The organism is Nostoc sp., from assembly GCF_036919895.1.
Taxonomy (GTDB): domain Bacteria; phylum Cyanobacteriota; class Cyanobacteriia; order Cyanobacteriales; family Nostocaceae; genus Nostoc.
Genome location: NZ_JBALBW010000068.1, coordinates 111455 through 126000, shown reverse-complemented (window position 1 = coordinate 126000; position 14546 = coordinate 111455). Strand labels below are relative to the sequence as shown.

Annotated in this window: 11 protein-coding genes; 8 read left to right on the top strand and 3 right to left on the bottom strand. The window is 40.5% G+C overall.

What is annotated here, in order from left to right:
• Positions 1-95: 95 nt before the first annotated feature.
• Both V7K55_RS13165 and V7K55_RS13160 read left to right on the top strand, forming a co-directional pair.
• Positions 96-848, top strand: coding sequence for a Uma2 family endonuclease (locus tag V7K55_RS13165; protein WP_334831907.1), 753 nt, complete (start codon positions 96-98; stop codon positions 846-848).
• Between the two features lie 285 nt (positions 849-1133).
• Positions 1134-1919 (top strand): COP23 domain-containing protein, encoded by a 786-nt coding sequence (locus V7K55_RS13160; protein ID WP_334831905.1) that lies wholly within the window; start codon positions 1134-1136, stop codon positions 1917-1919.
• A 90-nt stretch (positions 1920-2009) separates the two neighbouring features.
• Here the strand turns inward: V7K55_RS13160 and V7K55_RS13155 are convergent, their stop codons facing one another.
• Positions 2010-2744, bottom strand: a complete 735-nt coding sequence (locus tag V7K55_RS13155) for an SDR family oxidoreductase (protein WP_334831903.1) — start codon at positions 2742-2744, stop codon at positions 2010-2012.
• Positions 2745-3015: 271 nt separating this feature from the next.
• Here V7K55_RS13155 and V7K55_RS13150 point away from each other — a divergent pair, with 271 nt between their 5' ends.
• On the top strand, positions 3016-3642 hold the full coding sequence (locus tag V7K55_RS13150) for a PadR family transcriptional regulator (RefSeq protein ID WP_334831901.1): 627 nt from the start codon (positions 3016-3018) through the stop codon (positions 3640-3642).
• Positions 3643-3687: 45 nt separating this feature from the next.
• On the opposite strand, the gene V7K55_RS13145 is transcribed toward V7K55_RS13150, so the two are convergent.
• A complete protein-coding gene (locus tag V7K55_RS13145; protein WP_334831899.1) occupies positions 3688-4374 on the bottom strand; it encodes an HAD family hydrolase in 687 nt (228 codons plus the stop codon).
• Positions 4375-4526: 152 nt separating this feature from the next.
• On the opposite strand from V7K55_RS13145, the gene V7K55_RS13140 reads away from it, so the two are divergent.
• Together V7K55_RS13140 and V7K55_RS13135 are read left to right on the top strand one after the other, a co-directional pair.
• On the top strand, positions 4527-5300 hold the full coding sequence (locus V7K55_RS13140) for a glucosamine-6-phosphate deaminase (protein WP_334831897.1): 774 nt from the start codon (positions 4527-4529) through the stop codon (positions 5298-5300).
• A gap of 275 nt (positions 5301-5575) precedes the next feature.
• Positions 5576-7621 carry a potassium channel family protein gene (locus V7K55_RS13135; RefSeq protein WP_334831895.1) on the top strand — a complete coding sequence of 682 codons (2046 nt, stop codon included), beginning with the start codon at positions 5576-5578 and terminating at the stop codon, positions 7619-7621.
• 103 nt (positions 7622-7724) lie between these two features.
• Here the strand turns inward: V7K55_RS13135 and V7K55_RS13130 are convergent, their stop codons facing one another.
• Positions 7725-8537 (bottom strand): hypothetical protein, encoded by an 813-nt coding sequence (locus V7K55_RS13130; protein WP_334831893.1) that lies wholly within the window; start codon positions 8535-8537, stop codon positions 7725-7727.
• A gap of 617 nt (positions 8538-9154) precedes the next feature.
• Between V7K55_RS13130 and V7K55_RS13125 the strand changes: the two genes are divergently transcribed.
• The 3 genes from V7K55_RS13125 to V7K55_RS13115 all read left to right on the top strand — a co-directional run bounded on the left by V7K55_RS13125 (position 9155) and on the right by V7K55_RS13115 (position 14483).
• Positions 9155-11110, top strand: coding sequence for a PAS domain S-box protein (locus tag V7K55_RS13125; RefSeq protein WP_334831891.1), 1956 nt, complete (start codon positions 9155-9157; stop codon positions 11108-11110).
• 17 nt (positions 11111-11127) lie between these two features.
• Positions 11128-12645 (top strand): hybrid sensor histidine kinase/response regulator, encoded by a 1518-nt coding sequence (locus V7K55_RS13120; RefSeq protein ID WP_334831889.1) that lies wholly within the window; start codon positions 11128-11130, stop codon positions 12643-12645.
• A gap of 635 nt (positions 12646-13280) precedes the next feature.
• Entirely contained in the window at positions 13281-14483 is a 1203-nt protein-coding gene (locus V7K55_RS13115) for an AAA family ATPase (RefSeq protein WP_334831887.1), read from the top strand.
• Positions 14484-14546 lie beyond the last annotated feature (63 nt).

The following is a 14546-nucleotide window of genomic DNA, read 5'->3' as shown; positions in this document are numbered from 1 at the left end:
GCTGATTGTGGTTTTTGAGTTGTCGTTGTGAGAGACAATAACTCTACTACATCGGCCCTCTCTCCTCATCCTCTTATTTTGGCTAAGGTATTGATATGGCAACCCAACTCGGTGAAGCTAAATCTTCAACAGAACTGATAATATCTTGGGAAGCGTTGCCCGCAGATTTTCAGTTAGAGGATGAACCAGTGGAAAATACAGGTCAGCCACTGTTGGCTGGTGCTTTGCGCGAAAGTCTTGAAATCAAAGGTTTCATTCAACCCCAGATGTTAATCGCCTCGAATTTTGGACTTTGTGCGACGATAAACGATCAGTTTGTAGCGAAAGCACCTGACTGGGTTTATGTTCCAGCAGTAAATGAAGTTTTAGCAGAACGCAAAAGTTACACACCTAATTTAGAAGGTGAGATTCCGGCAGTGGTGATGGAATTTCTATCTGACACTGACGGTACAGAGTACTCTTTTAAGCGAATCTATCCACCAGGAAAATGGTTTTTTTACGAGCAGATTCTTCAAGTACCAATTTACGTGATTTTTGACCCTAATGGCGGTTTGTTAGAATTTTACCAACTCGAAAACAGGCGCTACGAGTTACAACAACCTGACGAAAATGGTCGTCATTGGATTGATTCAATGAGCTTATTCTTAGGCACTTGGCAAGGAAAAAAAGAAGCCAGAACTGGTTACTGGTTGCGCTGGTGGGATGAGGCAGGTAATTTATTACCTTGGGCAGTAGAACAAATTGCACAGGAACGTCAACGCGCCGAGCAGGAACGTCAGCAAAAAGAACGGCTAATTGCCTATTTACAATCTCAAGGTATCGACCCAAATAATTTGCCAGATAGCTGAGTTACTTAGTTTAAGCAAAAATTAAGTGCTAAGTGCGATCGCTTTATCTGTATTTTGCTATTTCTTCATAAAAGTAAGAAAAAACACTATTGCATCTAAGTATATATCAGTATGAAACGAATTATGAAAGAGTGCGGTATTATGCAGAAGTTCAAGTATATCTAAAAGCTACTCCCAGATAAAAAGAAATCAAAGAAAAAAATAACGTTTTTGATGAATCAAAAAATAGAATTATTCGTCACTTAAACTATCAATTCCTTACTTGTTTTTACTGGAGGATGATTTATGTCATCACAACTGTTGCGATTGATATCTTTGGGCAGTATTGGCTTATCTTTGTGTCTAGGCAATTCGGCAGCAATGGCGCAATATGATTCTACTGGCGATGGTGGTGGTGGTGTAGTAGTACCAACAGTGCCATCAGATGGGTCATCAGTTCCAATAGACACATCAACAGGTATACCCCCTTCATCCTCAGCTGATGGTACAACTCGGTTTACCTGTCAGACTTACAACGGTCAGTCTACCGTTATGTATCAACCACAAAGTCAACCAGGACAATTCTTTCCTTGGGCTGCACCTGCAACTTTGGGCGGTGGTTGGGACGCACCAAAGCGTTGTGCAGCAATTGCCAGTCGTTTAGAACTTTATCGTCCAGATGGTTTACAAGAACTCCAGACATCTGTAGAAAATAACGAAAATGTTATCTGCGTCACAACTGAAGCTAACCCAAGCTGTAGAATTGTGCTGACAGTACCGCGTGGGAAAGATCCCGTTGTCATCCGCAATAGCATTTTTCAAAACTTGACTACTGCTGATAACGGACAGCAAACTATAGCCGTTAACACTTATGGCGATCGCAGTAGTGGAGGAAGCGAATTATATAATTTAGGACGCACACTTCTAGGCAGTGGCAATAATCGAGTTAGTTCATATAGAGGTGGCATTAATCTCAAACCTTTCCTCGATCGCAAAGATGGCGGTACTGCAAATAACCTCCGCAATGGAATAGCAATTGGTCGTCAGTCTCAACCTAACTCTGTTCGCCTAAATCCTCGCAATTTCCGGTAGGTAATAATAAATTGAAATCAGCCTCTGGTTTAGTTATATCAACCAGAGGCTATTTTAGAGCTTTTATTTTGTCACGATGTCTCGCCAGGATTACAATGCACTTGCTGTAGGGCGGACAATGATTTCATTCACATCAACATCATCCGGTTGAGATACGGCATATAATACGGCTCTAGCGATCGCATCAGGAGTCAGTGCGGTTTTGCGGAGTTCTTTCAAGAAGCCTTTTACTGCTTCGTCCGTGATATCAGAGCCGAGTTCAGTCTCAACCACGCCAGGGGATATTATTGTAACGCGAATATTCTTCGATTCTTGACGCAATCCATCAGATATAGCCCAAACAGCATATTTTGTCGCGGAATAGACTGCACTGGTAGGGCCTACCATGTGCGCGGCGATGGATGCGGTATTGATAAACTGTCCACCGCCTTGTGCTTCCATGATGGGTAGACCAGCAGCAATACCATTTAAAACACCGTGGATATTCACATTTATCATGTTGTCCCACTCCTCAACTTTCAGGGCATTTATCGGCGATAGGGGCATCACGCCTGCATTGTTAAAGATGACATCGACACGACCAAATTTCTCTTTAGCGAAGTGAATGAACGCTTTCATATCCTCACGATTGGCGACATCCACCGCTTTGAATTCTGCTGTGCCGCCTTCATTGTGGATATCCTCAACAATCTTTTCTAGCTTTTCTATGCGCCGTGCGCCTAAAACCACCTTTGCACCGTTTTTGGCGAGTAACTTAGCAGTGGCTTCACCGATACCGCTACTAGCTCCAGTGATAGCAATGACTTTGTTTTCTACGTTTAACATGGTTAATTTTTTCCTCTGTTGAGGTTGAACTTGAACTTTGGATGTGTTCATCGTATGAGTAAGCACAAATATTTGGAATACACAGACCTCGCGCTTTATTGCCTAATTCTCCAAATCACGGTTACGCACAGCCTGAGCGTAGACCTGTATCAGCTTTATGTTGGCACAATTAATTACTTACTTCATAAATCTTAATCAAAATTCTATTCCGATATATCGGAATATATCACGATATATCGTATATTAGAGAAAGTTGATTAGAGATTGATTTATGTTTAGACATTTTCGTTCACGGTTTGGCGCACCTGCATGGGCAGGAGTTAGCGAAGACGATTCATTGCTTGTCAGGTCTTGGTTTGGGCATGGTAAGCATCATGGTAGAGAGCATGGCAAACACTTTGGTAATGAAATGTTTGGTCGTGGTTGGGGAGATGAACATCGCACTCGTCGGGGTGACATCAAGTTCATCCTGCTGGAATTGTTATCCGAGCATCCTAGTCATGGTTACGACCTGATTAAAGAGATGGAAACTCGTTATGGTGGTTTCCGTCGCCTCAGTCCTGGTTCAGTGTATCCAACACTCCAATTGCTGGAGGAAGGGGGTTATCTCAAGAGCGCACAAGAAGGTGGTAAGCGGATTTATACGATTACCGATGAGGGTAGACAATTATTGGCAGAACGTTCTCAACAAGAGACTTCAGATACTCCTTGGGATACCGTCAAAAGTTTCGTGAAAGGTAAGCCCCAAGAGTTTATGGAGTTGCGGAATGCTGCAACAGAGTTAGCTGCTGCTGTGGTGCAGGTTGCTCGTAGTGGCAATATGGAGCGAATAAATCGGGTTCGTGAGCTTTTAGAGCAAGTTAAACGGGAAATTTACGCGATTTTGGCAGAAAAATAAGTAGAGACGCAAATTTTTGCCTCTCTACATTCTCAGATTTTGCGTTTATAGGTTAGAAGCGATCGCACTTAAATCTGACTCAATCAGTGAGTTAAGCAATGTCCACAACTGCAAATCAGTAAAATCTGGAATTGCCATAAATGCGCCGACTTCCTGCAAAACTTGCGGATCGTGGGTGGAAGCGATGCCAATAGTACGGATATCTGCGCCCACCGCCGCCCGAATTCCAGAGGGAGAATCTTCTAATGCGATCGCTTCCTCTGCTGAAATCGCCAATTTATTCAGGGCGGCTTGGTAAGGTGCAGGGTCAGGTTTCCCTGCAATACAATCATCCGCTAAAACAACTGTATGGAAAGCTTCTTTTATTCCCAAAACCTCTAGCATAAACTCTGCATTTAATCTAGGGGCATTAGTTACTAATGCCCGTTTTAACTGATGTGTCTCTGTCCATGCTAGTAGTTCAGAAAATCCATCCAATGGTTTAAGATTCGAGGCGAGTTTACGGAAAAGCGCCTCTTTTTCGTCTGCAAATTTCTGCCCTTCTGCGGTTGATAATTGTGGCAAAATATCCTTAACAATTTCTGGATTTAGCCGTCCACTAATTCGGGATTTATAGAATGTTTCGTCAATTTCTATGCTGTAATTTGACAGCATTTCTTGCCAAGCTCGGTAGTGTATGGGGTCAGTATTGACAATAGTGCCGTCGAGGTCAAAGAGAATTGCAGCTAGCATGATTTTTGGGTAAAATGTAAATAATTGTAAACTTAATCTACATAGTTTACATCGTTTTTTGTCCTTAGCGATCGTTCTACGTCAATACAGGGGAATACTTACACTGTGACGTAAGCTTCTTGTGAATTATTGATAACCTTCTATGTAAGCAAATGCTAACCGCTACAAACTCTTTTCGCGTTGATGATTTACTGGTGCAGATTTACAACTCTGAAGCCGAAATGGCCAAGGATGTTGCCGAAATCGCCCAAAAGCATTTACAGCTAGTTCTCAAACAACAGGATACAGCTGCTGTATTGTTAGCAACAGGTAACTCCCAACTCAGATTTCTTGATGCTTTGATTGCATTGGGTGGCGTAGATTGGTCACGGATTATTCTGTTCCATCTAGATGAATATTTGGGAATTCCTGCTGACCATTCTGCGAGTTTCCGGCGCTATATGCGAGAACGTGTAGAGAAGCGGGTTGCTCCTAAAGAGTTTCACTATATAGAAGGTGATACATTAGAACCAGTAGGAGAGTGCGATCGCTACACCAAATTATTGCAAGCGCAACCAATTGACTTATGCTGTCTTGGTATCGGCGAAAATGGACATTTAGCTTTTAACGATCCGTCAGTAGCAAATTTTCAAGATCCTTACAGCGTGAAACTAGTGAAACTGGATACAGTGAACCGTCAGCAACAAGTAAGCACGGGTCACTTTCCGAATCTAGAAACTGTTCCACAATATGCTTTTACTGTCACTATCTCAGCAATTTGTTCAGCTAAAAAAATTATCTGTCTGGCTCCAGAAAAACGTAAAGCGAATGTGGTAGAAGAGATGTTGCAAGGAGCTATAAGTACAGATTGCCCAGCTTCTATTCTCCGTCAACAATCCCAAGCGACGTTATTTTTAGATGTCAATTCTGCTAGTTTGCTGTCGTGAAGACGCACTGATACTAATTCTGTATGAAGGTGCGCCCAGCTATATGAGGAGCTAACCGCAAAGGACGCAAAGGACACAAAGAAAGAAATAAGAAACAAAGGAAATTTGGCGCAGCTTCAGAAAGAAATGGTATGAGAACTGGGGAAATAACTATTTTAATCCTAATCTCTAATCTCCAATGCCCCAACGTTTAATTCCAGCCATTACGTGAAGATAAGATATAATCCTAGCAAACACGTACTGTTGGCAGTATTGAATGCTGCCATCAACAGAAAGTGCATTCCCCTCCCAGCACCAATTCCAAAAAACCCCAAGACCTTTTCTTAGTATGCGGACTCCAAAGTTTAGGGCAACATTGCGTTGCAGTCCTAAAGGAGTACGATGTTAAAGTAAACGCCATTGACGATGTAGAACCCGAACATTGGGAAGTCCCAGAAGTACCAAGCTTACTAGAAAAGTTGATCGTCGGAGACTGCCGCCAGTCAAATGTTTTAGAGCAAGCAGGTATAGGGGAATGTCGTTCAATACTTTTAGTCACAAGAAATGAGCGGATAAATATAGAAGCTGCCTTTGCAGCACGGCGACTTAATCCTCACGTTCGGCTGATTGTACGTTCTGACAAACAAAACTTCAACAAACTTTTGTCCGAAAATTTAGGCAATTTTGTTGCCTTTGAGCCTACCCATCTCTCTGCTCATGCCTATGCTTTAGCATCTCTTGGCTCTGAAGCCATTGGTTATTTTACCTTAGAAGGGCAACTATTGCAAGTAATCAAGCACCAAGTACAAGCTAAGGACAGCTGGTGCAATGGCAAGCCAGTACATAGACTCAATCTTACAACTCGCCGCATCTTGAGTCACACAACAGTTGCATCCGATCCACTTAAAGAATTGTTTGAATGGAACCCAGAAGCAGAAGTGCAGGTAGGAGACACCCTCGTTTACATTGATGTTGCATACGAACTAGCTTTCTCTGAGCAACATACAAATACATCTTACCGCCAAAGTTGGCACTGGCAAGAGTTTCTTCAAAGCATCACAGCCAAGAATCTTAAGCAGAAAATAGTACAACTTTGGCAATCTTACTACCAAAGTCAAAATCAAATTCGGCGAATTGCAACAATCTACGGAATTACCGTACTTATTCTGTGGTTAGTTGGAATAGTTCTTTACCGCTTGTACTATCCTGACATCACCCTGCAAGAAGCTTTCTATGCAACAGCAGTGTTGCTCTTAGGAGGATATGGAGATTTATTTGGCGGTGTCGAATTTAGATCGCAATCGGAACCTTCAGATCATATCCCTTGGTGGTTGCGGTTCTTTAGCCTGGGACTCACGTTAACAGGTCAAGCTTTCGTGGGAGTATTATATGCACTGGTGACTGATGCTCTTGTCACTTCCAGATTCCAGTTTTTCAATTCTCGTCCTCCCATACCACAACGCAACCATGTAGTGATTATTGGCTTAAATCGTTTGGGACAGAAAGTTGCTGCTCTTTTGCAAGAACTCAATCAGCCGTTAGTGGGAATTCATACTACCACTCTCGACCAAGATACTTTACCAGATATGCCTCTGATTGTTGGCAATACTGCCGAAGCACTGACTAAGGTGAATCTCTCCCGTGCTAAAAGCATCGTTTTACTGGGGGACGATAATATGGAAAATCTGGAAATTGGTTTGATGGCTCATGCAATGAACCCAGCCACAAGCTTGATTATCCGCTCTCAAGATCGCCATTTTAGTGATAATATCGCCCCTCTGTTTCCCTATGCTCAAGTTTTGTGTGGCGCGGCTTTATCGGCAGAAGTCTTTGCTTGTGCTGCCTTTGGAGAAAATGTTTTGAGCTTGTTTCACTTGAGCGAGCAAATAGTCATGGTGACGGAATACAAGATTGAAGAAGGTGATACTCTGAATGGGTTGCTTCTATCTGAAATCGCATCTGGCTACAGTGTTGTGCCGATTCTCTACCAAAAATATCGGCAAGATAATTATTCCTTGATGCCCTGGTATGATGTTAAGCTTTATGCTGGCGATCGCTTGATTGTTTTAGCCACAAGCACTAGTTTGCAGCGAATCGAATGGGGTGAAATGCTGCCTCGCCAATGGAGCGTGCAGATTGAAAAAGCTCTGACTACAAATGCTGTTATCTATGGCGCTGAAGAAATAGTCTTGATTGCGGGATGTAGTTTGGCTTCTGCTAGGCAATGGATGAATAATTTGCCTGGAGTGTTGCCAATACCACTTTATAAACATCAAGCTCAACGTCTTGTGCGGGCATTAACAAAAATCCAAGTTTTGGCAAATGTAATCTTCATTGGGTAAGACAGTTGCTCCACTTGAGCAAACTGGGATGTAATTATAGGGGCGCAATATCAATATATTGTGCCCCTGCTAGTCTAATCTGAAGCTTACAGTGTGGTGAATACTATCTAGAACGAGTACCTGTTACTTCATTGGGATCGTTATAAGCTCGGACTTTATCGCGATTACGAGCCAGACCGCCTAAACCGAGTAGACCAAATAAACCCAGCCAACCCCAATCGAAACCGCGATCGCTAGTTCTTTCGGAAGCTGTGACACCTGTATTCCTATTAGTACCTGTAGAATCACTACCTGTTGTACCAGTGCCTGTGGAATCAGTACCTGTGGTTCCAGTACCTGTGGTTCCAGTACCTGTAGTTCCAGTACCTGTGGTTCCAGTACCTGTAGTTCCACTGCCTGTGGAATCGGTACCTGTAGTTCCACTGCCTGTGGTTCCACTGCCATTTATACCAGTGCCTGTAGTTCCACTACCTGTAGTTCCACTGCCTGTAGTTCCAGTACCTGTAGTTCCAGTACCTGTAGTTCCAGTACCTGTAGTTCCAGTACCTGTAGTTCCACTGCCTGTGGAATCAGTACCTGTGGTTCCACGACCATTTATACCAGTGCCATTTATACCAGTGCCATTTATACCAGCACCTGTAGTTCCAGTATCTGTAGTTCCAGTGCCTGTAGTTCCAGTGCCTGTAGTTCCAGTACCTGTAGTTCCAGTACCTGTAGTTCCAGTGCCTGTGGTTCCAGTACCTGAGCTTCCAGTACCTGTGGTTCCAGTACCTGAGCTACTACCACCACTAGAACCTCCGGTACCGGAGCCTCCACTTTGGGCAAAAACAGAAGAAGGTAAGGATACAGAGGCGAAACTGATGGCAAATACAGTAGCCAAAACAGTTTTAGATAAATCAAAAGGCTTTATAGTCATGGTTCCTTTTATGTTTTAGATTTCTGTGGTTGATTGATGTTCAAAACTGATATTTTCTACTCAATCCAGTGCTAGGTTAGGTAAGTTTGGACAAATAGTATAGATTGAGGATTATTTCACCTATTTTGTGTTGGAAGTGTTGGAGAAAAAACTAAACGCATTTGATGCTTCCATAACACATGAATATTTGTCATACCCAAACTAATTCATAATTAGTAATTACTTATTTATGATTAAGAACCTACGACTAGAGCCGCTTGCCCAAAAAAAGCAAGGTTTAAAATAAAACTATATTCACTTGCATCATAGATTTTAATTACTTATTGTGAATTATTCTGTCATCCTTAAATTTAAGATAACATCTAGTTTTTTATTTAACTTCTACCATAAGAGTAAAACAAATTCTATCCCAGGAATTATTTTTGCATTAAAATGAGTGAGTCTGGAAAACAAAGAAAAACGCTTATTTTACCTATCAATATTTCTGTGCCGAGATTTGAGCAACATTCTAGATTATTCTCTGGCGAAAGTGATAGAAGAATATCTCAGTTCGGTGAATCACCACTATTTAGCTAAAATTTGAGGAGTGTCGTAACTTTTGATACCATTCCTAAATTATGATGGAATTTTTAAATAATTTTTTCTCTACTAGCCAGTTTATTCCTCACGGACATTGCTATCTCTGGAAACCAGGATTGGTGTGGTTGCATCTGGTTTCAGATGTGTTAACTGGATTTGCTTATTATTCAATTCCAGTGATGCTAGTTTATTTTGTCCGTAAACGGCAAGATGTGCCTTTCGGTTGGATATTTTTGATGTTTGGCACATTCATTGTTGCTTGTGGCACAACCCATTTAATGGATGTATGGACGCTTTGGTATCCTACCTATTGGCTATCAGGGTTAATCAAAGCTTTCACCGCTTTTGTCTCTGTATTGACGGCTATAGAACTCGTGCCATTAATACCCCAAGCATTGGCTCTACCAAGTCCTGCCCAACTAGAGGCTGCAAACTCCCAACTGGCAAAGGAAATTACTGAACGCATACAGACAGAGGAGGTGTTGAGAGAAAGTGAGCAACGCTGGCAATTAGCTTTGCGCGGCAATAATGATGGAATTTGGGACTGGAATGTTAAAACTAATAAAATTTTCTTTTCCTCTCGCTGGAAGGAAATACTCGGTTATGAAGACAACGAAATTTGCGATTGTTTAGATGAAAGACTGAAACGAGTGCATCCAGACGATCTTGGCTGGGTGACACAAGCAATTCAAGATTACTTTGCTCAGAAAACGCCATTTTACACTACTGAGCATCGCGTTTTATGTAAAGACGGTACTTACAAATGGATTTTGGATCGAGGTCAAGCACTGTGGGATGAAGATGGTAACGTAGTGCGAATGACAGGTACACAAAAAGATATCACTGAGCGAAAACAAGTAGAGAAAGCATTAAGTAGTCTGCTGGAGCAACTAGAAAAAAAAGTTGAGGAACGGACAGCAGAGTTAACAAAAATCAATCAATCACTACAGGCAGAAATTACTGAACGCCAGCGAATAGAAGAAGCATTGCGGGAAAGCGAGCAACGATTCCGCGCTACATTCCATCAAGCCGCCGTTGGTATCGCCCATGTAGCAATAGATGGCAGGTGGTTATTAGTTAATCAGAGGCTTTGCGATATTCTTGGTTATACACCAGAAGAATTACAATTGCTAACTTTCCAAGATATTACTCACGCAGATGATATGAACGCCGATCTTAAATATTTCGATCAAAGTTTAGCAGATAACATTCAAACTTACTCAATGGAAAAGCGCTATTTCCACAAAGATACCTCCATAGTTTGGGTTAATCTCACCGTGTCTTTAATGCGTGAACTTAGTGGGGAAGCCAAGTATTTTATTTCCGTGATCGAAGACATTAGCGATCGCAAGCAGTGGGAGAAGCAAATACAAGCATCACTTTTAGAAAAAGAGGTGTTATTAAAAGAAATTTACCATCGGGTAAAAAATAATTTACAAGTTATTTCTAGTCTACTAAGTTTGCAATCTGCTTATATCAAAGACAAAGACGATTTAGTACTATTCAAACAAAGCCAGCAACGAATTGCATCAATGGCTCTCGTTCACGAAAAATTGTATAAGTCTCAAGATTTAGCAAAGATTAATTTTGGTGAATATATTCGAGATTTAGTAGCAAGTTTATTTGCTGCTTATGAAGTCAACGGAGATGCGATCGCTTTGGGCATAAATATCGACGACCAGCTATTTCTCGGTTTGGATACAGCAATCCCTTGTAGTTTAATTATTCATGAGCTTGTGTCCAACTCCTTAAAGTATGCATTTCCAGCAGGTAAAAATGGTACGATTTATATCGAAATCAATCAAAATCTAGACCATGAAGTTACAATGCTAGTTAGTGATAATGGAATTGGTTTACCAGCAAATTTTAATTTCAAAAAAATTGCTTCTTTAGGCTGGGAGCTAGTAGATGCTTTAACCAATCAAATTTCAGGAAATATTGATATCAAAGGTGATATGGGTGTGGAGTGCCGGGTGAGATTTACATTAATATAAAAACTAAAAACTTAAATATGACATCTGCAAAAATATTAGTCGTGGAAGATGAAGCGATTGTTGCCAAAGATTTACAAAATCGACTGATAAACTTTGGTTATGCAGTGCCTGCAATTGCTTCTTCAGGAGAAGAAGCAATTAATAAAGCAGTGGAAATATATCCAGATTTAGTGCTAATGGATATTAAACTGAAAGGGCTAATGGATGGGATAGAAGCTGCCCTAGAAATCCATAAGTATTTAGATATTCCAGTAATTTATTTGAGTGCTTATGCAGATGATAAAACATTAGAACGAGTCAAGATAACTGAGCCATTTAGCTACCTACTAAAACCTTTTAAAGAAAGAGAACTAAAAACAAATATTGAAATAACTCTAAATAAACATAGTTTAGAAAGGCAATTAAAAGTAAATAAAAAATGGTTGGATGCACTTTTAAAAAGTATCGGTGATGGTGTGATTGCTAGCGATCTGCAAGAATTAGTAACTTTTATGAATCCGGTTGCTGAAAATCTGACTGGATGGAAACAGGAAGAAGCCTATGGCAGAAGTTTATCAGAAGTATTCAATATTGCTAATGCAGATACTCATAACTCTATTGAAAGTCCGATTATCAAAGTCCTTAAAGATGGTATAATCGTCAATCTTCCAGCAGAAACTATTCTGATTACTAGAGAGAGTGAAGAAATACCAATTGATGACAGCGCTGCACCAATTAAAGACGATCGAGATAATATTACGGGTGCTGTGTTAGTTTTTCGAGATATTACTGAGCGCAAACGAGCCATTGAAGCGCGTCAAAGGCAAATTGAGCAAGAGCAACTTGTAGTGAAATGGGAAGAAATAAATCAACTCAAAAATGATTTTTTGAATTTAGTTTCCCACGAATTGCGATCGCCTCTGAGTAATATGAAGCTAATGATTCAAATGATACAATTATCTACTGGTACTGAGGAAGCTCAACGCTATCTAGAATTGATGGAAGCGGAGTGCGATCGCGAGTTAGGATTAATTAACGATCTACTAGACTTGCAACGGCTAGAAAGCTCATCCTATCCAGTTATTACACCAGATGCGTTAATCTTACAACAGTGGTTAAATTGGTTGATTAAGCCATTTCAAATCCGTGTTCAACAACATCAGCAAAGTCTACAGTTAAATCTCCCTTCAAATCTCCCGCCATTATTCTCAGATGGCATCAGCTTGGAACGAATCTTAGTAGAATTAATCAATAACGCCTGTAAATACACACCTGCGGGTGGTGAAATCATCCTAAGTGTAAGTCACAACTCCTTGGAAACGCCTGCAAAAACTATTATTACTACCAGTAATTCAGCAGAAATTCCCGCAACAGAGTTACCACGAATCTTTGATAAGTTTTATCGCATCCCCAATGCAGACATCTGGAATCAAGGTGGTTCTGGATTAGGTTTACCTATAGTACAGAAATTAGTCGAACAACTGCAAGGAAACATTCAAGTAGAAAGCGGTAACGGCTGGACAACATTTACCGTTACATTAACTGATTTATTATAGGCTTTTAGCTTCTATTAAAATTAATTATTAGAGGTGTATGGATGTACGCCTCTAATAATTGATGTAGCAAATATTTCTATAAATGTTATGAGATAATAAAAGCAATTTATTAGATTCAGAAAAATGTCGTTAAATTTATCTTCCACACTCAACTTGATTAATAATATAGGAATCATATTTGATTTTTGAACAAAATTAGATATTGTAGGGTGTGTTAAAACGCAGTAACGCACCATCATCAAGGGTTTAGTGCCGTACTCTCTGGGATAACACAACGCCAGTGACGCTACGCACAGTCGCTAACGCCCAAGTCGGGAAACCCGCCCGCACGATTGGCTTCCCTACGTATCCTTTCAAAAATCAAATACTAGTCCTATAAGATCATCTAGAGATGGATAAGTAGCGCAAGTATATCAATAGCTAATTGCTTTGTCAAAAAAGTTGACGCAGGTAGCAGTAATGTAATATAGTATATTACATAAATAATGGGTTAGATTAAAAAGACTTCCTAGCCAGTACAGCACGGTGGAAATAAAATTAACACTTGTACGTAAATAGTTGATATTACGAGAAAAAATTTACAATTTCATCCTTAACACCCCATAACTTTATTAACGCTGCGTAACTAAATAAATATGGATTTTGACTATTTTAGAAGCAATGAAGGCACTCCTACAAATAATACCCGCCAAAGCTTGCTTGCTAGCGGTTGGCGACCGTTTAGCCGAGAGTTAGATTGGGGGTTTTTGTGGCAACTGTTGTATAGTGACTCCCGCGAATTAACTCAAAAAAGTTTGAATTTGGTAAGCAATGTTGCTGAGGTTTTGGGGCGAAATAATTATGCTTGGTGGGCTAATTTATTAAATATTGTATCTGATAATACCCGCTACGAAGTAGAAAAGTTTTGGAATTACATTACGCCAGATCCTCAATCACCAGATCATCGCTACAAAGATGTTTTGAGTACGGAAACGCCCATTGTCCAATTTGTTAGTCGTAGTAGCATTCCCATTGATTATGTTCTGAACCGACTGCAAGAAATTACTGTATTACGAGTTTTGGGTGTGTTGGGTAATCCTGACATTATTACTCAGTATTATTCAGAAAGAGATTTTTATTTTCCTATAGATAGATTTATTAGCTGGGAGCGCTTAGACGTTATTAATACTGTTTATGCTTACTGGGCGAAGCATGACGTTTGGTTGCAAATTGATCCCTACGATCGCGGGCGACGACAATATAGCTTAATGGCAAGAAATCTCGCACCCCTAATTAACAAGGCGACTTATGACTTAGCAGTAATGCTGAGTGGATATCAAAGTCGCGTAGGTAAAGTTCACAGCCAATTTAACATCCGCACATTTCCGACAGATATCCAAAACTTTACTGATGCTGTACAGCAAGCGATTTTGAATCAAAACCAGTTAGCGGTTGTTGTACATGGCAAACCCGGTACTGGTAAAACAGTCTGGACACAAGCAGTAGCAAAAGAAATTCTTGTCCCTTTAGGATATGTAATTTTTATTTTAGATCATGATGCGATCGCTAATTTTGTTCCCCCAACTTACATAGAGCGTATTTGTATCGTTATTAACGAAGCTGATAATCTAGCGCAAAATCGTGCTTCTGAGGTAGCGCAATACAACAATAAAACGGAACATATTCTCAGTTTACTGGATGGCACTTTGTATCAAAGTGTCATTGATGAGTCTGGTATTCAGATGCAACAAAGGTTAGTTATCTTGATGACTTGTAATACTACTGAAAGATTAGATCCAGCTATGTTACGTAAGGGTCGGGTGGATTTAATATATGAGTTTACGCAACTATTTATTTGAATTGGGTAATACTATTTCACACAAACCCTGATGGATATAAGTTTCTCCTAGCCAGGGCGAATA

Coding starts and splice junctions, on each gene's coding strand:
- V7K55_RS13165 (WP_334831907.1), top strand. CDS start 96: ATGGCAACCCAACTCGGTGAAGCTAAATCTTCAACAGAACTGATAATA.
- V7K55_RS13160 (WP_334831905.1), top strand. CDS start 1,134: ATGTCATCACAACTGTTGCGATTGATATCTTTGGGCAGTATTGGCTTA.
- V7K55_RS13155 (WP_334831903.1), bottom strand. CDS start 2,744: ATGTTAAACGTAGAAAACAAAGTCATTGCTATCACTGGAGCTAGTAGC.
- V7K55_RS13150 (WP_334831901.1), top strand. CDS start 3,016: ATGTTTAGACATTTTCGTTCACGGTTTGGCGCACCTGCATGGGCAGGA.
- V7K55_RS13145 (WP_334831899.1), bottom strand. CDS start 4,374: ATGCTAGCTGCAATTCTCTTTGACCTCGACGGCACTATTGTCAATACT.
- V7K55_RS13140 (WP_334831897.1), top strand. CDS start 4,527: ATGCTAACCGCTACAAACTCTTTTCGCGTTGATGATTTACTGGTGCAG.
- V7K55_RS13130 (WP_334831893.1), bottom strand. CDS start 8,537: ATGACTATAAAGCCTTTTGATTTATCTAAAACTGTTTTGGCTACTGTA.
- V7K55_RS13125 (WP_334831891.1), top strand. CDS start 9,155: ATGATGGAATTTTTAAATAATTTTTTCTCTACTAGCCAGTTTATTCCT.
- V7K55_RS13120 (WP_334831889.1), top strand. CDS start 11,128: ATGACATCTGCAAAAATATTAGTCGTGGAAGATGAAGCGATTGTTGCC.
- V7K55_RS13115 (WP_334831887.1), top strand. CDS start 13,281: ATGGATTTTGACTATTTTAGAAGCAATGAAGGCACTCCTACAAATAAT.